The 22854-nt window shown below is 30.2% G+C and carries 20 protein-coding genes; 16 read left to right on the forward strand and 4 right to left on the reverse strand.

The annotated features are described in order from the left end of the window. Positions 1-65: 65 nt before the first annotated feature. The 4 genes from RT714_RS06290 to RT714_RS06305 all read left to right on the forward strand — a co-directional run bounded on the left by RT714_RS06290 (position 66) and on the right by RT714_RS06305 (position 5375). Positions 66-1418 (forward strand): amidohydrolase family protein, encoded by a 1353-nt coding sequence (locus RT714_RS06290; RefSeq protein ID WP_313756732.1) that lies wholly within the window; start codon positions 66-68, stop codon positions 1416-1418. 30 nt (positions 1419-1448) lie between these two features. Continuing rightward, complete coding sequence (locus RT714_RS06295) at positions 1449-2576, forward strand: M20 family metallopeptidase (protein WP_313756733.1); 1128 nt, start codon at positions 1449-1451, stop codon at positions 2574-2576. 15 nt (positions 2577-2591) lie between these two features. Further along, entirely contained in the window at positions 2592-3794 is a 1203-nt protein-coding gene (locus tag RT714_RS06300; protein WP_313756734.1) for a hypothetical protein, read from the forward strand. A 276-nt stretch (positions 3795-4070) separates the two neighbouring features. Further along, the gene (locus RT714_RS06305; RefSeq protein WP_313756735.1) at positions 4071-5375 is read left to right on the forward strand and encodes a DUF2812 domain-containing protein; all 1305 of its coding nucleotides are present in this window, start codon (positions 4071-4073) and stop codon (positions 5373-5375) included. 42 nt (positions 5376-5417) lie between these two features. Here RT714_RS06305 and RT714_RS06310 read toward each other — a convergent pair whose 3' ends face one another. Beyond that, positions 5418-6311 (reverse strand): hypothetical protein, encoded by an 894-nt coding sequence (locus RT714_RS06310; protein WP_313756736.1) that lies wholly within the window; start codon positions 6309-6311, stop codon positions 5418-5420. A 202-nt stretch (positions 6312-6513) separates the two neighbouring features. Here RT714_RS06310 and RT714_RS06315 point away from each other — a divergent pair, with 202 nt between their 5' ends. From RT714_RS06315 to RT714_RS06340, 6 genes are all read left to right on the forward strand, one after another. Beyond that, positions 6514-6714 (forward strand): hypothetical protein, encoded by a 201-nt coding sequence (locus RT714_RS06315; protein WP_313756737.1) that lies wholly within the window; start codon positions 6514-6516, stop codon positions 6712-6714. A gap of 67 nt (positions 6715-6781) precedes the next feature. Beyond that, positions 6782-7717, forward strand: coding sequence for a hypothetical protein (locus tag RT714_RS06320; RefSeq protein ID WP_313756738.1), 936 nt, complete (start codon positions 6782-6784; stop codon positions 7715-7717). 157 nt (positions 7718-7874) lie between these two features. Beyond that, positions 7875-9557, forward strand: coding sequence for a sensor histidine kinase (locus RT714_RS06325; protein WP_313756739.1), 1683 nt, complete (start codon positions 7875-7877; stop codon positions 9555-9557). Positions 9558-9570: 13 nt separating this feature from the next. Continuing rightward, positions 9571-10335 (forward strand): LytTR family DNA-binding domain-containing protein, encoded by a 765-nt coding sequence (locus RT714_RS06330; RefSeq protein WP_313756740.1) that lies wholly within the window; start codon positions 9571-9573, stop codon positions 10333-10335. Positions 10336-10464: 129 nt separating this feature from the next. Continuing rightward, positions 10465-11886: a carbon starvation protein A gene (locus RT714_RS06335; RefSeq protein ID WP_313756741.1), complete on the forward strand. Its 1422-nt coding sequence runs from the start codon at positions 10465-10467 to the stop codon at positions 11884-11886. Positions 11887-12020: 134 nt separating this feature from the next. After that, positions 12021-12704, forward strand: coding sequence for a phosphoribosylaminoimidazolesuccinocarboxamide synthase (locus RT714_RS06340; protein WP_313756742.1), 684 nt, complete (start codon positions 12021-12023; stop codon positions 12702-12704). Positions 12705-12719: 15 nt separating this feature from the next. On the opposite strand, the gene RT714_RS06345 is transcribed toward RT714_RS06340, so the two are convergent. Beyond that, positions 12720-13109, reverse strand: a complete 390-nt coding sequence (locus tag RT714_RS06345; RefSeq protein ID WP_313756743.1) for a hypothetical protein — start codon at positions 13107-13109, stop codon at positions 12720-12722. 269 nt (positions 13110-13378) lie between these two features. Here RT714_RS06345 and RT714_RS06350 point away from each other — a divergent pair, with 269 nt between their 5' ends. Next, positions 13379-15214, forward strand: a complete 1836-nt coding sequence (locus RT714_RS06350; protein ID WP_313756744.1) for an FAD-dependent oxidoreductase — start codon at positions 13379-13381, stop codon at positions 15212-15214. A 160-nt stretch (positions 15215-15374) separates the two neighbouring features. On the opposite strand, the gene RT714_RS06355 is transcribed toward RT714_RS06350, so the two are convergent. Beyond that, a complete protein-coding gene (locus RT714_RS06355; RefSeq protein ID WP_313756745.1) occupies positions 15375-15578 on the reverse strand; it encodes a helix-turn-helix transcriptional regulator in 204 nt (67 codons plus the stop codon). Positions 15579-15729: 151 nt separating this feature from the next. Further along, a complete protein-coding gene (locus tag RT714_RS06360; protein ID WP_313756746.1) occupies positions 15730-15993 on the reverse strand; it encodes a hypothetical protein in 264 nt (87 codons plus the stop codon). A gap of 198 nt (positions 15994-16191) precedes the next feature. Between RT714_RS06360 and RT714_RS06365 the strand changes: the two genes are divergently transcribed. The 5 genes from RT714_RS06365 to RT714_RS06385 all read left to right on the forward strand — a co-directional run bounded on the left by RT714_RS06365 (position 16192) and on the right by RT714_RS06385 (position 22854). After that, positions 16192-16626 carry a MarR family transcriptional regulator gene (locus tag RT714_RS06365; RefSeq protein WP_313756747.1) on the forward strand — a complete coding sequence of 145 codons (435 nt, stop codon included), beginning with the start codon at positions 16192-16194 and terminating at the stop codon, positions 16624-16626. 29 nt (positions 16627-16655) lie between these two features. Then, a complete protein-coding gene (locus RT714_RS06370) occupies positions 16656-18902 on the forward strand; it encodes an ABC transporter ATP-binding protein (protein ID WP_313756748.1) in 2247 nt (748 codons plus the stop codon). After that, a complete protein-coding gene (locus RT714_RS06375; RefSeq protein WP_313756749.1) occupies positions 18899-20746 on the forward strand; it encodes an ABC transporter ATP-binding protein in 1848 nt (615 codons plus the stop codon). The genes RT714_RS06370 and RT714_RS06375 overlap by 4 nt, the downstream gene beginning before the upstream one ends. 124 nt (positions 20747-20870) lie before the next feature. Beyond that, positions 20871-21701 carry an ATP-grasp domain-containing protein gene (locus RT714_RS06380; RefSeq protein WP_313756750.1) on the forward strand — a complete coding sequence of 277 codons (831 nt, stop codon included), beginning with the start codon at positions 20871-20873 and terminating at the stop codon, positions 21699-21701. A 151-nt stretch (positions 21702-21852) separates the two neighbouring features. Next, positions 21853-22854: a lipoate--protein ligase gene (locus RT714_RS06385; RefSeq protein WP_313756751.1), complete on the forward strand. Its 1002-nt coding sequence runs from the start codon at positions 21853-21855 to the stop codon at positions 22852-22854.

Raw genomic sequence — 22854 nt, forward strand, 5'->3', positions numbered from 1 at the left:
AGTGTGTATATAGGTTATTAACTATATAATAGTATTAAACCAAAAGTTAACAAGGAGGAAAAGACATGTATAAAACAACAGTAGGTATGTTAAAAGATGTGTTAGCTTCAGTTAAAAACGATACCTTATCAGATCCTTTTAAGGATTTAGAAAAGACAGGGAGAATTATTTTAAAAGGGGGACTAGTAGTAGACCCTAAAAATGGAATTGAAGAAGTACAAGATGTGGCTATACTAAATGATGAAATTGTAGAAGTAGGAAATGATATTTACGCGGAAAAAGGAGATATGGTAATAAACTGTGAAGGACTTTTAGTTGTGCCAGGAATAGTAGATATGCACCTTCACTTAGGAGATTTATTTGAAGTAAGTACAGACCCAATCTATGGCGCAGTAGCTAATGGAGTGACAATGGGACTTTCCCCTGGAGCAGGAAATACTTTTATGGCACCAGCTTTATTAGGAGCTGAGGTAGATAGAGGATTACCAGTAAATATTGGTTTATATCAAGGGGCAGCAAGTGTATTATCTACCATGTTATCAGTAGATGAATTAATAAAGTTATATAAAGGTGAATTAGATGTAGAAACAGCTTCATCAAGAATGACAAGAAATGCAATCACTAATACTACAGCGCCTTTAGTAGTAGGAATTAAAGACCATATGGGACATTTTATAATGTCTGATGAAAATATAGAGAAGATATTTGAAATAACTTCTAAGGCTAAGCTACTATACATGACTCATACTCAGGACCCAGATCATGCTATTAGATTATTTGAATTATCTAAAGGAAGACCACTTCATCTAGGTCATACAACAGCTGCGGGATGCGGTACTCATATGGAAGCAGCAGAAGGTATGAAGACAGTAATAGATTTATGTAAAAATGAAAATATAACTGGAGAGTTTGTAACTACAATGTTAAGAGAAGGTGGAGGAAGTAGAGAAGGACTTATTCTACCTAAAAAATCTCAGCAACTAGCTTATGAAGCTTTAGAAAAAGGAATAGTAGATGTTCTTATATCTGATGGACAGAACGATGCTACAATGAAAGGTTTTGGAGATACAAGAGATAATATTCCAGCAATATTAGAATTAGCAGAAATGGGAGTTTTAGACTTAAGTAGTTCAATTGCCACTATGACTTCTAATCCAGCAAGATTGGTAGCTGAAAGAACAGGTAATGCTTGGTGGATTGAAAAAATAGGTCATTTAGGTAAAGGTGCTTTAGCTAATATAACTGTTATCAATAGAGAAGTAAAATCAGCAGTTTATACTATAGTAAATGGAGAAGTAGTAGGTTTTGAAAATAGGGCAGTGAGACGTGGTAGCGGAGCAGGTGGATTTGTAAGTAAATTTGGTATGGTTAAGAGGATAGGAGTAGGAGACTTAGTAATGTTCTCATATAAAAGATAGAATCGGATTTAAAAGAGGGGAGTTAAGGTAATGGACAGAATAAAAGAAATATTAAAAAGACTGATTAGTATAAATACTACTAACCTACCTGGAAATGAAATGGATGCAGTAAATGAAATTCTAAAGTTTTTCCCTCAGGATATAGAATATAAAATAGTAGATCATGGAAATAATAGAGGATCCTTAGTAATAGAAATAGAGGGGAAAAATCGTGATAAAATTGGATTTATAGGGCATATAGACACTGTACCAGTATCTGATGAGGTCAGTTGGATACATCCTCCTTTTGATGGAGTAATTGAGGATGGCTATATGTATGGCAGAGGTACTTCTGATATGAAGGGTGGAGTTACTGCGATGATACTAACAGCCCTATACTTTATAGAAAACAACATAACTCCTCCCCATACATTAAAGTTTGTATTTACAGCTGATGAAGAATCAGGAGGATTAGGAGTACGAACTTTAAGAGATAAAGAATTATTGCAAGATATATCAAAAGTTTTTATCGCAGAACCTTCTGATGAACAAATCGGCATTTGCGAGAAGGGAACTTTATGGTTAAGTATCCATATAAAAGGGAAGTCTTCCCACGGTTCTAAGCCCGAATTAGGAATAAATGCCATAGAAAAATTATACGAGTATATAAATAAGCTTAAGAATACTTTAGATTTAGAAAAGAAGCATCCTTTATTAGGAAACTCCAGTTATGCAACTACTACAATTAATGGAGGAGTAAAAACTAATATTATACCTGAAAATGCAAATGCAACTTTAGATATTAGAACTATTCCAGGTTTTAATCATGAAGAAATTATAAATAATGCTAATAGAATTGCTAAAGACATGGAGATTGAAAACCAAGGGATGACTATAGATGTAGAAATAGATAACAACAGACCTCCTTTAACCATGGATGAAGAAGATAATTTTATAAAAGAGATAATATCTGTATATGAGAAATTATCTTACCAAGTGAAGCTTAAAGGCATAAATTTTTATACTGATGCTTCACAACTTATCCCTTATCACAATATTCCTTTTGTAATACTAGGACCTGGTGAGGAAAATATGTGTCATCAGAAGAACGAAAGGATAAAAATAGAATCAATAGAAAGAATGACAAAATTTTATATTTCTTATATTGTTAGCTGCTAAGATTGGAGGATTAATATGGAAAATATGAAAACTAATAAGAAGCAATACAATGCAGGTTCGTTAACAGGTCTTGTTATATCACTTGGAATAGGATTTTTAATATATTTTGTTTTAAGCAGTATAACTATTCAAAGTAGTTGGTTAGATTATAATATAATAGTGGCTAATGCAGGTCATAATCCATTTTATAAACTTATTTGGTATATAATGAATTTTACAGAAGCTCAATTTTATGCAGGATTTTTTGCTTCTCTAGGAGTAATTATAGGAGGATTTGTAGCTTGGAGATTAGATGTTAAAAACTCCAGGTTAGCAGGCTTCAATGTTTCTTATGGTTCAAATTTATGGCCTTGGGTATTAGCATCTCAGTTATTATCATTATTCATTGCAATATTTGTTCTAAATTTTACATCCTTCTTTGAAAATGGAGAATATACTTGGTTACCAACATTTATTACAGTAGTAGGAGCTCCACCAGCTATAATGTTATTATATGGCCCAAGTGTAAAGGCTTTACTCACAGGTTCTATTCTCGGAGGAGTTATGGGTTTTCCAGTGGCTTTTTGGATAACAAATAATATTATACCTGTCCTAGGAGTACCTGGAGTAGTTTCAAATGTATTTACTATGGCAATAACTGGAGTATTAGTTTGTGGTATAGCTAAGGCACTGCCATGGATGAAAAAGGTACCATCCAAGACATTAAATAGACCAGTGAAATCACAAGAAGAAGCTCTAAGGGAAATGGAGAAGCCATTATGGTCCGTAAGGAGAGTTTTAGCAGATTTCTCTGAAGCTCAATTTTATGGAAATGAAATAGCTGGATTATTTATTATAATAGGAGCTTCTTTAGACTGGATATTAAATATAAACCATGGTGCCTATGCTTCAGGTGCAATCCCAGCAATTATATTATCCCAGTTTGTTGGATCATCAGTAGGAGTATTTTTATACTTTAACAAATATGTTGAAAAAGGATGGTACGGAACCTATGTACCAGTAGTAAGTGTTGGACCAGCTTGTGTTTTGATGTTTGGTTCATCGGTGGGAGTAGCTGTTACTGCAGGTATATTAGGAGGTATAATAGGACCACCTTTAGCAGAGTATTTCTGTGATAAACTGCCAGAAGATTATCATCCAACTATTGGAAATGTAACCTCCATGGGAGTCACAACAATAGTGGTATCTATGATAATAAAGGCACTTCCTTGGTTTTAAATAAGTAATAAGTTATAAAGAAGGTTGAGCAATTTGGCTCAACCTTTTTTATATAAAATTTTGTAAGGCTCTAATATAGTTTTTTTAAGTTTAAATCTTCCTTTATAATCATAGCTTACATAGGAAATATAGTATTTATATATAAATGTAAAGATTAATATAATAAAAAACAGTATAAATAAAGTTTTTTTATTTACTAATTCATGATATTATAATATATTAACAACACAAATATTAAATGGACATTGATAATATACTATTAGGGGTGAAGGGACAATGACCAATATAAAAAGAGAATTATTTGCATTTTCAGCATCTGATATTAGTACAATGGAAGAACATTTTGAAGAAATGGCTAAAAAAGGCTGGATGTTAGATAAGATTGGTGAATATTCAATTAGGTATAAGAGGACAAAGCCCCAAGAGTTGAAGTTTTGTGTAGATTTACTTCCTAAGCTTTCAGTTTTTGACTATCCTCATAATGAAGATGTAGTGAGATATAGAAATCTATATATAAATTCGGGTTGGAATTTTTTAACAGCTTCTGATAAAATTCAAGTTTTTTATTCACAAAAGGAAGATAATTTACTGCCCATTCAAACTGATGACAGAAAAAAACAATCCATAATAAATAAATCTTTATTATTTGAAATAATTGTATATATAGTTTGTCTTTTTATTTTTGTTAGGAGTTCACGTAGCTTATTCCCAGTTGATTATAATAGACTAAAATCCAATTCAGATATGATTATTACAATAATGAGTTTAATATTCATCATACCTGTGGTTGTTTATATATTTTCACATGGTTTTTGGATATTTCGAGCTAAGGTGGCTATTAAAAATGGGGAAAAACTACCTAAAATAAATTATAAATATTTAAAATTTAGAACATTTTCCCTTTTATATCCAGCGTTGTTATTTGCAGTTTTAACTATAGCTGCATTAATTACTGATTTGGTCAATGGGAACTTTCAAGGAGCTCTTTCATTATTGCCTGTAATCATAGGTATTACAGCAGGAACTTTATTTAGAAAAAATAAAAATAAGAAAAAAAGAAGTAAGGATAGAAACGTAGTATTATTTGGAGTTCTTATTGTTTTAGTGGTAATAGGGGTTAATATAATTATTCCTAAATTATATGATGCAGGGGAAACAGAAGAATTGAGAGAAGGATATAAAGGTCTTACTTTAAATGATTTTAACCAAAGGGAAATTGATTATTCAAATTTTTATAGGGAAGGAAGTATATTACTGCCTAAGATATCTACCTATTATGAAGAGTCCTCAGATGGGAATAGAGATTATGTAAGAACTCAATATATAAAGGCTATAAATAATAAGATGGCTAAATATGTATTTGATGGAATGATTGAAAAAGATACTAAAAGATACAGAAGAACGGCAATTCCTGCAGATATGTATTATGATTATTTTGATGAGGCTTTTTTTATGGATTATGATTTTACTAGAAGTATAATTTTATTAAAGAATAATGAAATATTCTATATAGACAGTAATTTTGATTTATCAGATAAAGATAATATAAATATTATTGTTAATAAACTAAATAATTATTAAAGCTGGAGGAAGGGATGAAAGAAAAAGATTCATAGAATAAAATTATAATTTTGGTAGTCTTATTTTATATTTTTTAGGTGCTTTGTTTAAGTTTTCATTATCAATAATTGTGATTTTATCACTTCCAGGAATAACTAATACTTGCATAGATTCAATATTTTCCTCTTTATAAGGGTATATTTTATTATTCAAAAAATCTATACAATAAATCATATTACCTTTTTGAAGTATTAAATATTCATTATAATAATAAGGAGAAGAATCATTTTGAAATACATATTTTATAGAATCACTGCTATATAAATATATGTATAACTTTTCTTCTTTTGTCAATACAGCAAAATTATCTCTTAAAGTTGATATGTTAAAATTTTCTGGAATCTTTTTTGACTGCATTTGCCTTCCTTCATGATTAAATAGATATAAATAATTTTCATTTGCTAAATAAAGGGTATTTTCATTTGTGTTTGCTAAGAAAACAAGTTTTTCATGGGATATTTCATTTTGGACTATATAAGTATCTAACAAGAATTGTAAGGACTTTTTATCAGTATCATATAAATAAATTTTTCCAATGTTTTTATTCCAGAAGACTAAAAAGCCATTCTTGTTGATTACTAAATTCATCCCATTGATATCTACATTAGCTTCTTTCATCATTTTAAAAAGTTCTTCTTCTATCTTTTTATTTTCTCTTTGTTCAGCAATATCCCTATTCTCTGATTCCATTGTTTTTTCATCTAAGGCTAAAAGTATAAGCCAATTATAGTCTTCTATAATTTCAAAATCATCAAATTTTATTAAATCAGTATCTATTTTCATTTTTTCTACTTGTTTTTCATCAAGAATTTCATTATAAATATTAATTTTTGTTTTACTGCAGGAAGATAAAATAATTATCATAACAAATAAAAATAAAGTTTTAAAGATTCTCATATATATTCCTCCTACCTATGATACATATAAAATATTTTTACTTAAATTAATGTAATTACTTTTCATAATGAATTCACATATTACAAAAAGATGGCTATGATTTTAATGAATTATTAGAATTATTTGAATAATTCATCTAATTATCTTTTATAATAGTATATACCACAAATCGTATGTTTTACAAAAAAATAATAAATAATCTATGAATAGAAAGTTATTTGCATTAATAATCTTAATACCATCAATAAGTAGCTATGGGGTATCAATTGAAAATGTTGGGACATATTATGAAGACGGTTCTTATCAATTAAGGGATGAGGAATTAATAAGATATAATAATTTAACAAGTGAAATGAAAGAAGGTTTAAATCACATTAAGTTTGGGAACTCCTTTCATAACTGATAAATAAGTTATTAAACAGCCCCTTTTATGTTATAATTTAAACAAATAAGGTATTGGGGTGATATGGATGTATAAAGATATCAGTGAAGAGATTTATGATTTAAAAGAAAGGCTTCGCTCTAAAGAAAAATTAGATTCATTAAAGTCTATTGCCATTGAGGAGTTAAAAAAGAAAAATCAGTCTTTAGAGGTTCTAAAAGAAACACTAAAAAAAGAAGAAAAGGATGTATTTAAACTTGAGGGTATGAGTTTAAGTTCATTTTTCTTTAATCTCATTGGAAAAAAAGAAGATAAATTAGATAAAGAAAGGAAAGAATTCTTAGCTGCTAAAATTAAATATGATGAATGTGTTTTAGCCATAAAAGAACTAGAAAATGAGATTGAAAAATGTAATAAAGAGTTAATGAAATATTCGGGAGTAAAACAAGAATATGAAAAAGCCATAAAGGAAAAGCAAGAAATGTTAATAAATGATGATACTCATGTAGGAAGAAGACTTCGTAGCTTATTAGATAAATTAAATGAATTAAAACTAGATATAAAAGAGGTAAAAGAAGCTATAAATGCTGGAGAAAATGCATCAAAGGCACTCTTAGATATAAGGCAGCCTCTAGAGTCTGCTCATAGTTGGGGAGTCTGGGATATGTTAGGTGGCGGATTTTTTACAGATATTATAAAACATTCTAAAATAGATGATGCTAATAAGCTTTCCTATGATGTACAGCATCATCTAAAGAGATTTCAGAAAGAATTGGCAGATGTAAACCAGTTTACAGATATTGAAGTAAACATAGGATCTTTTGCCAAGTTTGCAGACTTTTTCTTCGATGGATTATTTGCTGATTGGTTTGTACAATCAAAGATAAATGAATCTATATCAAATGTAGATGATGCATATAATCGAGTAGAGAGTATATTATCGGATTTAAGTAGAGATTTGAATACAATGGAAAGAGCACAGAAATCTATAGAAACAGAAATTATTTCCATATTAGAAATGTAGATTTAATGAAAGGAAGTAACTATAAAAGAAGAAATAGATAAGTAAATAAGCATGGAAAAAGACAATTTGACTGTTAAATACAAGTTGTCTTTTTGTTTTTTCAATAAATTAAATATGATATACTAATGATGAAGTAAATATTTAAAGAGGTGTTTTTGTGTTAATAATTTTACTTAAAAACTTATCCAATAGAGTTGGAGTTATATTAGTTTTGGCACTGTTTCTTTCAAAGGTTGGATTATTTAGAAAGCTAGTTTCAAAGGAAAATATAGATATTAAAGATAAATTATTGCTATCTATTATTTTTGGTTTTTTTGGAATAATAGGAACTTATACGGGAATACATTTAAAAGGTGCATTAGTAAATTCTAGAGTTATTGGTGTTTTTGTAGGAGGACTACTTGGAGGACCTTTAGTTGGAGTTCTATCAGGTGTTATTGCAGGAGGTCATAGATTTTTAATAGATATTGGAGGTTTTACGGCTATTGCTTGTGGTATGTCAACATTATCAGAAGGTATTATGGCAGGATTATTGAAAAACAAATTTGAAAATAGTCCATATAGAATAACTTTTGCGTTGGTATCTGGGGCAATAGCCGAGGTAATGCAAATGCTAATAATTCTCTTGGTGGCAAGACCATTTTCTGATGCAGTGAATTTAGTTAAAGTAATAGGGATTCCAATGATTATAGGAAATGGAATAGGTATAGCCGCATTTATTGCTATAACGGATACCATCTTTAAAGAGATAGAAAATGAAGCTGCATATCAGGCTCAACTGACTTTAAAAATTGCTGATAGAACTTTTGCATATTTTAGAAAAGGATATAATGAAGATACAGCAAGGGATACGGCAAAGATAATTTATAATATGACTAAAATTAAAGCTGTTGCATTTACTGATACAGAAAAGATATTAGCTCATATTGGTATAGGGGCAGACCACCATTTAGTGGGAACTCCTATAAAGACCAGTTTAACAAGAGAAACCTTATTAACTAAGGAATATATAGTAGCAAATACTGAAAGAGAAATAGGATGTGATTATAGTAATTGTCCATTAAAATCTGCTGTAATTGTACCTATTAGAGAAGAAGATAAGGTTATAGGAACTTTAAAACTATATAAAGGGCAGGAAAATTCTATAACGAAAGTAGATGTGGAATTGGCATTAGGCTTAGCTAAAATGTTTTCTACTCAAATAGAACTAAGTAAGATAGACCACCAAAGAGAGTTATTGTCTAGAGCAGAATTAAAGGCTTTACAGGCTCAGATAAATCCTCACTTTCTATTTAATGCTATAAATACTATAGTGTCATTGACTAGAACCCAACCAGATAATGCTCGTAGGCTTTTAATCCATCTTGGTAATTATTTTAGAAACAATTTACAGCAAGAAACAGAAGTTGTGAACTTATATAAGGAAATAGAACATATAAATTCTTATGTTGAAATTGAAAAGGCAAGATTTGGAGATAAATTAAAGATTGTCTATAATGTCCCAGAAAACATTGATTGTAAACTTCCACCATTGCTTCTTCAGCCTATAGTAGAAAATGCAATAAAACATGGGGTTCTAGGTAAGATTGAGGGAGGAAAGGTTGAAATAATTGCAAGGGATAATGATATGGAAACAGAATTAATTGTAAAAGATGATGGAGTTGGAATACCTAAGGAATGTTTAGATTCCTTATTTGAAGAAAATTGTAACAAGGAAAGTATTGGACTTATAAATGTAAATGAAAGATTAAAAAACAAATATGGAAAGGAATATGGATTAATTATTGAATCTGAAATTAATAAGGGAACTACTGTTACTATGGTAATTCCTAAATTTTAAGGAGATGGTTAATTTGTTAAGATGTTTAATTGTAGATGATGAAATGCCTGCTCGACAAGAACTATTATATATTTTAAGCGGTATAGAAGGAGTAGAAGTAGCAGGAGAAGCTTCTCATGGTATAGAAGCTTTGGAATTAATCAAAAAACTTAAACCAGATATTGTTTTTTTAGATATTCAAATGCCACAGATGAGCGGTATAGATGTTGCTAGAAAATTATTACATGAAGATTATAAACCAATGATAATATTTGTAACTGCATATGATCAATTTGCAATAGAGGCTTTTGAAGTAAATGCAATAGATTATTTATTAAAGCCCATATCTGAGGAAAGGTTAGAAAAAAGACTAGAGAATATAATTTTTAATGAAGATAAAGAAAAATTTGATTATAATAAATTGCATAAATTAATTCAAAGTATAAAATCTAATGCTCATACAACTCATAAAAGGTTATCACTTTATTATAATAATAAACTTATTCCCATAGAGATAAAAGATATTATATATGCAACAATAGAAGATAAAAGCACTATAATTGTCAGTAACAAGGGAAAATTTGAAACAAATTATACTTTAAATGATCTAATGGAGAAGCTAGATTCTCCAAACTTTTTCAGATCTCACAAATCGTATATAGTAAACTTAAACTATATAGAGTCCATAGAACCATGGTTTAACTCTACTTATAATATTAATCTAAAAAATAGTAAAGAAGTAATTCCAGTAAGCAGGTATTATTCAAAAAACTTCAAAGAGATTATGAATATTGAGTGAAATGCATTTCAACTTCAAAACCTGCATCTTAGGTATTAAATATAACCTCTTATCTAAAAAGATGAATAAATTATATTTTATTATTGTATTATTATAATGAAACAAAAATAATATAAGGAGGTTTTTTTAGTGATACAATTTATTATTGGAATTATTATACTTATAGTAGGATACTTTGTCTATGGAAAAGTAGTTGACAATCATTTTGGAGCTGATGATACCATAGAAACACCAGCTACAAGACTTGAAGACGGTATCGATTTTGTTCCTATGAGCTGGCCAAGAATTTTCTTAATCCAGTTATTAAATATTGCAGGATTAGGACCTATATTTGGGGCTGTACAAGGGGCATTATTTGGACCTATGGCATTTGTATGGATAGCATTAGGTTCTGTATTCGCAGGGGCAGTTCATGATTATTATTCAGGTATGCTTTCCATAAGACATGATGGACAGTCTATATCTGAAATAGTTGGAATTTATTTAGGTGAAGGTGCAAGAAAGATAATGAGAGTATTTTCTGTCATATTACTTATTTTAGTAGGTACAGTATTTATGACAGGTCCAGCTAACTTAATGGCTAATATTAAATTATTTGGACTTGGTAATGCAGATATCTGGTTAGCATTGGTATTTATTTATTATTTCCTAGCGACAATATTACCTGTAGATAAGATAATAGGCAAGATTTATCCACTATTTGGTTTGGCATTACTTACAATGGCATTTGGCATTGGTACTATGATATTAATAAAAGGATACCAATTACCAGCCTTTACAGTATCAAGTCTACATCCAGCAGGATTACCAATATGGGCAATTCTATTTACAACAATAGCTTGTGGTGCCATTAGTGGTTTCCATGCTACTCAATCACCAATGATGGCTAGATGTACCACTAAGGAAAGTTATGGTAGAAGAATATTTTATGGCTCTATGATAGCAGAAGGTGTTATTGCTATGATTTGGGCAGCAGCAGCAATGGTGTTCTTTGATGGAATTCCAGGATTACAAGATGCTTTAGCTAATGGTGGTGGACCTGGTGGAGTAGTAAATACTATTTCAACTTCACTTTTAGGACCTATTGGTGGAATATTAGCTATGTTAGGAGTTATAGCTTGTCCTATTACTTCGGGAGATACAGCTTTTAGATCAGCAAGACTTACTATAGCAGATTCTATAAAATATGAGCAAGGACCTGTAAAGAAGAGATTAATCTTGGCTTTACCTTTATTTGTCATTGCATTTGGATTAACAAGAATAGATTTTAATATAATCTGGAGATATTTTGCATGGTCAAATCAAACATTGGCAATGATAGTTTTATGGGCAGCAGCGGCTTATTTAGTTAAAAATAATAAGAGTCATTGGATGACAAGTATCCCTGCAACCTTTATGACTGCAGTATCAGCAACGTATCTTCTACAAGCACCAGAAGGATTTAAGCTACCTACAACAATAGCATATCCTGTAGGAGCTATTATAGCAATAGGAGCTATTGTACTATTCCTTGTAAAGGTAAAAGGAAATAAAACAGTAAAGGCACAATAATTTATTTAACCAATAAGTATCAAAAATGACATCATTTTTGATACTTATTTTCTTTGCAGTATGCCTTGATATATTTTTGTAAAAACTATATATTAATATATAGTAGAAAAACTTTATATAAAGGAGTTAATATTATGAATTTAGTTTATAAAGGAAAAACTAAGGATGTTTATGAATTAGAAAATGGAAACTATTTATTAAAATTCAAGGATGATGTAACAGGAACTGATGGAGTCTTTGACCCAGGAGCCAATACTGTAGGATTAAGTATAGAAGGGGTAGGTAAGGCTGGACTTAGGCTAACTAAATTTTTCTTTGAAAAATTAAATGATATGGGGATACCAACTCATTATGTAGATGCAGATATAGAAAATGCTACCATGACAGTATTACCGGCAAAGATGTTTGGGAAAGGTGTAGAAGTAATCTGTAGATATAGAGCAGTAGGTAGTTTCCTAAGAAGATATGGAATGTATGCAACAGAAGGCCAACCACTGGACGCTTATGTAGAGGTTACTTTAAAGGATGATGATAGAAATGACCCTCTAATAACTGATGAAGGGCTAGAGATGCTAGGTATAATGACCAAAGAAGAATATAAAACTTTATCTGATTTAACTAAAAAAATTAGTCAAGTAGTCAAGGATGAACTGGCTAAAAAGGATATGGAATTATATGATATTAAATTTGAATTTGGTAGGGTTGGAGAGGATAATCATATAGCACTAATAGATGAAATCTCTGGTGGAAATATGAGGGCTTACAAAGATGGAGAATATATTGAGCCATTAAAATTAGAAGAATTGATGTTAAAATAATAAATAGAGACTGTCCTAAGATGACATCTTAAGACAGTCTCTATTATATTCTATAGTACTATAAGTGCATCCATTCAAACACGTTGAAACTTTTCTGCGGGTATATACCTTAGTTGTATGAGTACCACTTACTCTATTACAATGATAACATCTACTGCCAGCTATATAAGTTCTACTATGTATTTTATCAATTCCTTTATAAATAGTATCATTACAATATTCACAAACTTTCCCAGTGTCAATCTTTGATTCTAAGCTTCTAGAAATAATATCTTGAGATTCCAATGGAGGTCTTATTGGAGATTTTAAATTAGATGGTCTTGCATCAGAAGTAATACTAAAAACAAAGATAATTGATAAAATAATCATTAAACTTTTAGTCATATTTTTTCTGTCAAATAACATTCTAATCACCCCTTGATTAACATATTTCTAAGTACATATGAATATATCATCCATTTATAGGTAGTCAAGCAAGCAGATTATTAAAATCTTCTATTGTAACATAACGGCATCTAAAGTTTGTTGACGAAAAGAACAGAAAACTTAAGAAAGAAATTTAGAAAATTACCAAAAATCAAAAATTCGACAAAATTCTTCTCAATATAAAAAGTTATGTTATAATGAAACAAGTTGTTAAAATACAAACAAAATATGATTGAGGAGAGATGAAAATGAAAAAAATCTTATCATTAATTCTTGCTACTTTCTTAGTACTCTCTTTAGGTGTAGGTTGCAAACCTAATGATACAGTTAAACCTCAGACTGAGGGACAAGAAAATAGCAATGAAGTTAAAGTTGATGAAACTTTTGATACTGATGTATTGGTTATTGGAGGAGGCGGTGCTGGTTTAACCTCTGCATTGACAGCTTCTGAGAATGGAAAGAAGGTTATATTAATTGAAAAAGTAGGATACTTAGGAGGAGCTACTCTTATGTCTGGAGGAATAGTACCTGCTTCTGGAACAAAACAGCAAGAAGAAGCAGGTATAGTAGATAATGTAGATCTTTTTGCAAGAGATATCTTTAGGCCTAGTTCTTATAGTGTAAGAAAAGATTTGGTATATACTGTGGCAGAAAATGCAAAAGATGTTGTTGAGTGGCTTGAATCATTAGGAGTAAAAATGACACTTATAACTGATTACTTATATTATGGACAATCTAATTATCGTATGCATATAGCAGATGGTAAAGGTAAAGGGATGACTGAAAAGATAATTGAAACTGTAGAAAATGATGAAAACATTACAGTTATGTTAAATACTCCTGGAACAGGACTTATAGAAAAAGATGGTGAAGTTTTAGGAGCTTATGCAAAAACTTCTGATGGCAAGGTAATTAGAATTAATGCTGAAAATACTATTCTAGCAACTAGTGGATATGGTGCAAATCCAGAGATGATAGAAAAATATATCCCTGAAATGAAAAATGCTTTTAAATTAGTTGCACCAGGAGCAACTGGAGATGGTATTTTATGGGGAATGGATCTTGGGGCTAATACTGCAAATATGAAATCATATCAAGGTCATGGTGTATATAGTGAGGAGTTTGGGGGAAGTATGGATTTATTTATCCTATATAGAGGAGGAATATTAGTCAATACTTTAGGTGATAGATTTACTAATGAGCATATGGGATATTCTGAGCTTTCACCTCATGTTTTAGCTCAGCCAACTAGTCATGTATATATGGTATTTAACAAAGAAAATGCAGATAAAACTGCAAAATTTAATGAATATATGGAAAAGGGAATTGTTATCTCTGCAAAAACCCCTGAAGAATTAGCATCTAAACTGCAAGTGGAGGAAAAAACTCTTTTAAATACTTTTGATGAATATAAAAAGGGAATAGAAAAAGGTGAGGACAGATTTAACAGAACAAATCTTCCAACAAATTTTAATGGACCTTATTATGCTATAAAAATAACAGCTGACTTGAGACATACTCAAGGGGGACTAGTTACCGATGTTGCAGGACATGTTCTTAGAGAAGACGGAAGTCTTATAAAAGGATTATATGCTGCTGGTGGAGTAATGGAAGGATTTTCTGATACAGCAGGCCCTGGTTATATGTCAGGAAATGGGCTTTTACAAGCATTTGTATTTGGAAGAGCCGCTGGGAATGCAGCAGCAACAGAAACAAGGGAAACTGCCAAGGTAGTTGTATGGGAAGATAAAACCGAGATATCTAATAATGCAGACAATAATGATAAAGAAGATAAAGCAGATACTAAAACTTTAACTTATAAAGATGGTAAATATGAGGGAGAGGGTAAAGGTCATGCTTCAACTATTAAAGTACTAGTTACTGTAGATAAAGGTAAAGTATCAAATGTTGAAATACTTGAACAAAATGATACTAAGGAAATTTTTGGTTCAGCTGTAGAACATATTATTTCAGGAATAATAGAAAATAATGGTTCCTCTAATGTAGACACTGTAACAGGAGCTACAAATTCTAGCAAGGGAATCATATCTGCAGTTAACAATGCATTAGAAAAAGCTAAATAGAAATTTATTTTAAAGGGATTGATGGTCATAATAAATAACTATCAATCCCTTTATAGTTGTAATTATTTTATTTTAATAGTATGTGAATATAATAAAATAAGATTAATTAGGAGTATAAGATGTATGTATAGGACTGTTACATATTATATATGTAACAGTCCTAGTCTACAAATTCAAATAAATCTTCTACTGTAACTTTAAATACCTTGGAGATATCCATAGCTAATTTCAAAGAAGGGTTATATTTTCCGTTTTCCAAGTGTACAATGGTTTCACGTCTTACACCAACTAATTCAGCCAATTGCCCTTGTGTCATATTCTTATTCTCTCTATATTCTTTTAAATTGGTTTTTAAAGTCGACATTTTATAATCCCTTTCTGTCATAATAGTAAAATAGAATTGCCCTGAGGCTTACAATTATAAATAGCATGATTAGCATTAGGAGTCCAATGGTATCTCGTGGAATAACTATTTCATTGTATATTGGTTCCCCAAGAAGAAGAAATAAAAATATTCATCCTGCAAGAGTCATGTTTAGACATATTTTATTTACTTTACTTAGTATTTTCTCTGCAGATTCATCAATTTCTTCATTCTTTCTTATTAATCCAATAATATAATAGGAAAGCAATCCTATACTATAGATCCTAGAAATAATAGGTTTATACTCCTTAAAACCAAATTCTTCTATATTTACAATATATAGGACTAATATCATAAATACTATCAATGCCTTTAGAACATATTGTGTTGACAGATTAATTTTTTTAGAACTCATGAATCTTTCCCTCCTAGAAGTGATATATTTCTAACTATAGTTAGAAATATATCACTTCTAGGATAATTATTCAAGTTATTTATGTTAATTATTTATAACATTTTTAAATAGGAAATAATTCACATATTGACAATCGAAAATCTGGGTAGTAATATAATCAATATAGTTAGACGGCTAACTAAAATAGGAGGTATTAGAATGCACTTTATGGATAAAGAGTCTTTATATTATATGTTCTTGGAAATACAAAAACTTCATTATAATCGTTCTCTGCTCCTTCTTGATGAAATAGGAGTATATCCAGGGCAGCCGCATTTATTATTTATTCTAAATAAAATGGGTGGGCAGAGTCAAAAAGAACTGGCAGAAAAATTAAATGTAAAGCCTTCAACTATTACGATAATGCTGAAGAGAATGGAAAAGGCAAATTTGGTGGAGCGTAAACAAGATGACAAGGATCAAAGAATATCTAGAGTATATATTACTGAAGAAGGAAGGAAAATATGTAAAAGATCTAAAGAAATATTAGGTATATTGGAAGAAGAGTGTTTTGGAAATCTTTCCTTAGAAGATAAGGAAAATTTAAAGAGATTATTTCTGCAGATTAGGGATAATCTTAAAAATAATAAATGAAAAGGGATGAACTAGAGTAGGAGGGAAATATGTTAAAGTTATTTAAAGAGTTCAAACCATTTACTATATTAATAATTATTATAATAGGGTTATTGTTATTTCAGGCTAGTATGGAATTAGCACTTCCTGATTATATGTCAAATATAGTAAATGTAGGGATACAGCAAAATGGAATAGAAGATATAGTGCCTAAGGTTATTAGGGCAGGAGAATTGGAAAAAATTAAGATGTTTTTAAATGAAGATGAAAGAAATTTATTAGACAGTAGCTATAGACTGATAAATAAGGAAGATTTAACTGAAAGGGAATATAAAGATTTTGTAAAGAAATATCCATTATTAGCAAAAGAAGAACTATATATTTTAAATACAAAAGCTAAAGAAGATATTGAAAAAATGAATTCTTTTTTAGGTAAACCAATGCTTATTATATGGGGAATAGAAAATGGAACTTTCCAAGGAATTGCTGCAAAAAATAAAGGAAAAAATCCTTTTATTAGTCTTTCTGAAGGAACAGATCTTTTTATATTGTTGAAGAATTTACCAAAAGATCAGTTTGATGCTATGAAAGGTGAGATTGATGAGCAGTTTAAAAATCTACCTGAAACTATGATAAATCAATCGGCAACAAATTATATTAAGTCAGAGTATGAAACCATAGGAATAAACATGGAAAAAGCTCAATCTAATTATATCCTATATACTGGTGGAATAATGCTATTTATTGCTCTTTTAAGTATGACAGCATCAATAAGTGTAGGATTTATATCTGCTAGAGTTTCAGCTAGTTTAGGCAGAAACCTAAGGGATAAGGTGTTCAGAAAAGTAACCGCCTTTTCAAATAGTGAATTTGATGATTTTTCAACAGCGTCCTTAATAACTAGAAGTACAAATGATATACAGCAGGTACAAATGTTTAGTATGTTAATGCTTAGGATGGTATTTTATGCACCAATACTTGGAGTTGGAGGAATTATAAGAGCTCTTAGAACAAATACTTCAATGGCATGGATAGTTGCAGTAGGGGTTATGTCTATTTTAACTTTGGTTATAGTTATTTTCTCTATAGCCATGCCAAGATTTAAAAAGCTACAGAAGTTAGTAGATAGGGTTAATCTTGTAATGAGAGAATCCCTTAATGGGCTTATGGTAATAAGGGCTTTTAATACTCAAAGGTTTGAAGAAAAGAAATTTGACAATGCAAATAATGACTTAACAAAGACTAATTTATTTGTATCAAGAATAATGACTACTATGATGCCCACTATGATGCTTATTATGAATGGTATTATGCTTCTTATCATATGGGTGGGGGCTCATGAAATAGATAAAGGTGCAATACAAGTAGGAGATATGATGGCATTTATGCAGTATACAATGCAGATAATCATGTCATTCTTTATGCTATCAATGGTTTCAATAATACTTCCAAGGGCTTCAGTATCAGCAGGGAGGATTGCTGAGGTATTAAATAAGGAGCTTACAATTAAAGAATCTGAAAACATTAAAGAGTTTAATAAAGATATAAAGGGATTACTTGAGTTTAATAATGTAAGTTTTAAATATCCCGGGGCAGAAGAATGTGTTTTAAAAGATATATCCTTTACAGCAAGACCTGGAGAAACTACAGCTTTTATTGGAAGTACAGGAAGTGGAAAATCAACTCTTATTAATCTTATTCCAAGATTTTATGATGTTACGGGAGGAGAGATTCTTCTTGATGGTATAAATATAAGAGATATAAAACTCCATGACTTAAGAGAAAGAATAGGATATGTTCCTCAAAAGGGAGTTTTATTTACAGGAACTATAGAAAGTAATTTAAAGTATGGTAAAAATTCTGATGTTAGTGATGAAGATATTCTAAAGGCTATAGAAATATCTCAAGCTAAAGAATTTATAGATGAAAAGGATAAAGGTATTTTATCTGAAATATCTCAGGAAGGAACTAATGTCTCTGGAGGTCAAAGGCAAAGACTTTCAATTGCTAGAGCATTAATTAAACAACCAGAAATATTTATCTTTGATGATAGTTTTTCAGCTCTGGATTTTAAAACTGATGCAGCTTTAAGAAAGGCAATGAGTGAAGAACTTAATAATAGGACGTTATTAATAGTTGCACAAAGGATCAATACAATAATGAATGCTGAAAATATTATAGTTCTAGATGAGGGAAGAATAGTGGGTATGGGAACTCATAAGGAGCTTTTAAGAAATTGTGATGTTTACAGACAAATTGCTCTATCTCAGCTATCAGAGGAGGAATTGGCTATATGAGTGAAAGAAATATAAAAAGTGGAAGACGAGGAGGACCAATGGGGCAGGGACCAATTGGAGGAAGATTTGAAAAACCTAAGGATTTCAAAGGAACTTTTTCAAAACTTCTAGAGTATTTAAGACCCTATAGGTTGAGATTAATTATAGTAGTAATCTTTGCTATAGGAAGTACTATTTTTACCATAAGAGCACCTAAGATACTTGGTAAGGCTACAACTAAAATATTTGAAGGATTGGTAAGTAAAATATCTGGTGTAAAAGGCGGAGGAATAGACTTTCAATATATATTGAATATAATCCTACTTTTAATAGGTCTATATGTATTATCAGCATTGTTCTCCTTTATACAAGGTTTTATTGTTACAGGTGTGGCACAAAAAGTATCCTATAATTTAAGAAAGGATATATCTGAAAAGGTTAATAGACTTCCTCTTAAATATTTTGACTTGGTATCTCATGGAGATGTATTGTCAAGAGTCACAAATGATGTGGATACAGTGAGTCAATCATTAAATCAAAGTATGAGTCAGATAATAACTTCCACCACTACTTTAATAGGTGTCCTTATTATGATGCTTTCCATATCTTGGCAGATGACTATTGCTGCAATACTCATGTTACCTATTTCCATGATTTTAGTTATGACAGTAGTTAAGAGATCACAAAAATACTTTAAGGAACAGCAAAGCTCCCTTGGCCAAGTAAATGGTCATATAGAAGAAGTTTATGGAGGCCATAATATAATGAAAGCCTTCAATGCAGAGGAAGAGGTAATTGGAAAATTTAGCAAGATCAATGGTGAGCTTTATAATTCCGCTTGGAAAGCACAATTTATTTCTGGTATGATGATGCCTATTATGAATTTTATTGGAAATATTGGCTATGTAGTAGTTTCTGTTCTAGGGGGATGGTATGCTATTAGAAAGAAAATTGAAGTAGGAGATATACTTTCTTTTATTCAATATATAAGAAACTTTACTCAACCAATAACCCAAGTGGCTCAAATATCCAATGTGCTTCAATCTACAGTTGCTGCAGCTGAAAGAGTATTTGAATTCTTAGAAGAAGAGGAAGAAATTAAGGAATCAGAAATACCTATTAAATTGGAAGAAGTGGAAGGAAGAGTAAGATTTGAGAATATTAAGTTTGGATATAATGAAGACAAGATAATAATTAATAACTTTTCAAGTGATATAAAAGAAGGACAAAAGGTAGCCATAGTAGGGCCTACAGGAGCAGGCAAGACTACTATAGTTAAACTTCTTATGAGATTTTATGATTTGAATGAGGGCAGAATATTCATAGATGGTCACGATATAAATGATTTCACAAGGAAAGATTTACGAGATAATTTTGGTATGGTTCTTCAAGATACGTGGTTATTTAGTGGAACTATTATGGAAAACATAAGATATGGCAGGTTAGATGCAACAGATGAAGAAGTAATAGAGGCTTCCAAATCAGCCCATGCTCATAGGTTTATACAAACTTTGCCGGAGGGATATAATATGGTAATCAACGAAGAAGCTAACAATATATCTCAAGGACAGAAACAGCTCTTAACTATAGCAAGAGCAATTCTTTCAGATCCTAAAATCCTTATTTTAGATGAAGCCACTTCTTCTGTAGATACTAGAACTGAAATATTGATACAAAGAGCTATGAAAAATCTTATGAAAGGAAGGACGGCCTTTATAATTGCCCATAGACTTTCAACTATTAGAGATGCAGATTTAATTCTTGTTATGAAAGATGGAGATATAATAGAGCAGGGTAATCATGAAGAGCTTTTAAGAAAGAATGGTTTCTATGCAGAATTATATAATAGTCAGTTTGCAGCTTAATAGATGGTAAATATATTAAAATAAAATTCATCCTTAAAGGGAATAAATGACTTTAAGGGTGAATTTTTTATATTTTTTCAATAAAAAGATATTGCTAAAATTATTTTGAAGGAGTAAAATATTTTTGTTGAATATTAGAAAGGATGGTCAGATGAGATTAATTACGTTTAACCCTTTTAGAACTATAGGTATTCCTAAGGTTACCTATATTAAACCTGAAAACATGTTTAAAGAAATAGAGAAGATAAAAGAAGCAGATTATATATTATTTCCTGAATACTGGCAAGTAAATACTTTGGTCTATGGACTAAAAAAGAAGATATTTCCAAATATTAACACATATCAACTAGGACATAATAAGATAGAAACGACTAGGGTATTACAGGCAATATTTCCTGAAAATGTACCATATACACAAATATTAAGTAAGGATAGTGGAAATATAGAAAAAATAGAAGAAGAATTTGGATATCCATTAGTTGCTAAGGAAATAAAAAGTTCTATGGGCAGGGGAGTATTTCTTATAGAAAATAGAAAAGAACTTAAATCCTATATAGATAATAATGAATTTTTATATATCCAAGAAAGACTTCCTATAGATAGAGATTTGAGAATAGTCTATGTAGGAGATAAGGTAATAGGTGCTTATTGGAGGATTGCTGGAGAAGGGCAGTTTCACAATAATATTGCAAAGGGTGCATCCTATGATTATGATAATATTCCAAAGGAAGCTATTGATTTAGTAGAGAATATAGCAAGGGAATTAAATATAAACCATGCAGGATTTGATGTGGTAGTAGTTGATAATAAATTATATATATTAGAATACAATGTAATGTTCGGTAATGAAGGTTTAAGAAATATGGGAATTAATGTAGAAGAATATATTAGTGAATATATAAACAATGACCCAGATTTTACACCAAGCAATCCAACATTTCCAAGAGCCTCTTAATAGAGGCTTTTTTATATGATTTAAAGAATACAGGGGATAAGTTTTTTTACTTCATAATGGAGAATAAATATGATAGGATAAAAGATAGATTAGATTGTTAATTTAGATACATAATTAAGTAAGATAAAATTAGGCAATGGGAGAGTGAAAAATGATATATGTAATAAATAACAGCAATGACCCTTTTTTCAATCATGCCGCAGAAGAATATTTGATGAATAATTTTGATGATGAGATATTTATGTTATGGATAAATAAACCATCCATATTGATAGGCAGAAATCAAAATACGGTGTCAGAGATAAATCTTGACTATGTAAAGAATAATGGAATAGAAGTGGTAAGACGTCTGTCTGGTGGAGGCACTGTATATAATGATTTTGGAAATATGAACTTTACCTTTATAACCAATAGAAATCCATTAGAACCTCAAGTGAAAAATGGGTTTGAAAAATTTGCATTGCCTGTGATAAATGCATTGCAGTCCTTAGGTGTTAATGCAGTATTTACTGGTAGAAATGATATAACAATAGATGATAAAAAGTTTTCTGGTAATGCTCAATATTTTCAAAAGTATAAACTATTACATCATGGAACTCTTCTATTTGATTGTGATATGAGCAAATTATCTTTGGCACTTAAAAGTAAGGCGGTAAAATTTAAAGATAAAGGTGTTAAATCTGTAGGGGCTAGGGTGACCAATATATTTCCACATTTAAAAAAGCCTATGACTCTAGAAGATTTTAAGGAATATCTTAAGGATTACATAATAGATACTCATAATATAGAGAATATCTATGAATTTACTGAAATAGATTTAAAAGAGATAAACAAAATAGCTGATGAAAGATTTAGTACATGGGAATGGAATTATGGTAAATCTCCAGAGTATAGATATGAAAATGCAGTAAGATATCCTAGTGGAGTAGTAGAATATAATTTAAATGTAGAAGATGGTATAATAGTAGATATATCCATCTATGGTGATTTCTTTGGAGAAGAAAATATTAGAGAATTGGAATTGGCTTTAATAGGGACAAAACATAGTATGGATGAATTAGAAAACCAATTAAAAGATATTAATATTGATAAATATATTAAGGGCTTATCGAATAAGGAATTTATTAAAGGACTACTAGATATGGAGGGATAA

Source organism: Tissierella sp., assembly GCF_032104385.1.
In the GTDB taxonomy this organism is placed as follows: Bacteria; Bacillota; Clostridia; order Tissierellales; family Tissierellaceae; genus Tissierella.

Bases quoted from the DNA above. Each gene is read 5' to 3' on its own strand.
- RT714_RS06290 (WP_313756732.1), top strand. From the start codon at position 66: ATGTATAAAACAACAGTAGGTATGTTAAAAGATGTGTTAGCTTCAGTT.
- RT714_RS06295 (WP_313756733.1), top strand. From the start codon at position 1,449: ATGGACAGAATAAAAGAAATATTAAAAAGACTGATTAGTATAAATACT.
- RT714_RS06300 (WP_313756734.1), top strand. From the start codon at position 2,592: ATGGAAAATATGAAAACTAATAAGAAGCAATACAATGCAGGTTCGTTA.
- RT714_RS06305 (WP_313756735.1), top strand. From the start codon at position 4,071: ATGACCAATATAAAAAGAGAATTATTTGCATTTTCAGCATCTGATATT.
- RT714_RS06310 (WP_313756736.1), bottom strand. From the start codon at position 6,311: ATGAGAATCTTTAAAACTTTATTTTTATTTGTTATGATAATTATTTTA.
- RT714_RS06315 (WP_313756737.1), top strand. From the start codon at position 6,514: ATGAATAGAAAGTTATTTGCATTAATAATCTTAATACCATCAATAAGT.
- RT714_RS06320 (WP_313756738.1), top strand. From the start codon at position 6,782: ATGTATAAAGATATCAGTGAAGAGATTTATGATTTAAAAGAAAGGCTT.
- RT714_RS06340 (WP_313756742.1), top strand. From the start codon at position 12,021: ATGAATTTAGTTTATAAAGGAAAAACTAAGGATGTTTATGAATTAGAA.
- RT714_RS06345 (WP_313756743.1), bottom strand. From the start codon at position 13,109: ATGTTATTTGACAGAAAAAATATGACTAAAAGTTTAATGATTATTTTA.
- RT714_RS06350 (WP_313756744.1), top strand. From the start codon at position 13,379: ATGAAAAAAATCTTATCATTAATTCTTGCTACTTTCTTAGTACTCTCT.
- RT714_RS06355 (WP_313756745.1), bottom strand. From the start codon at position 15,578: ATGTCGACTTTAAAAACCAATTTAAAAGAATATAGAGAGAATAAGAAT.
- RT714_RS06360 (WP_313756746.1), bottom strand. From the start codon at position 15,993: ATGAGTTCTAAAAAAATTAATCTGTCAACACAATATGTTCTAAAGGCA.
- RT714_RS06365 (WP_313756747.1), top strand. From the start codon at position 16,192: ATGCACTTTATGGATAAAGAGTCTTTATATTATATGTTCTTGGAAATA.
- RT714_RS06370 (WP_313756748.1), top strand. From the start codon at position 16,656: ATGTTAAAGTTATTTAAAGAGTTCAAACCATTTACTATATTAATAATT.
- RT714_RS06375 (WP_313756749.1), top strand. From the start codon at position 18,899: ATGAGTGAAAGAAATATAAAAAGTGGAAGACGAGGAGGACCAATGGGG.
- RT714_RS06385 (WP_313756751.1), top strand. From the start codon at position 21,853: ATGATATATGTAATAAATAACAGCAATGACCCTTTTTTCAATCATGCC.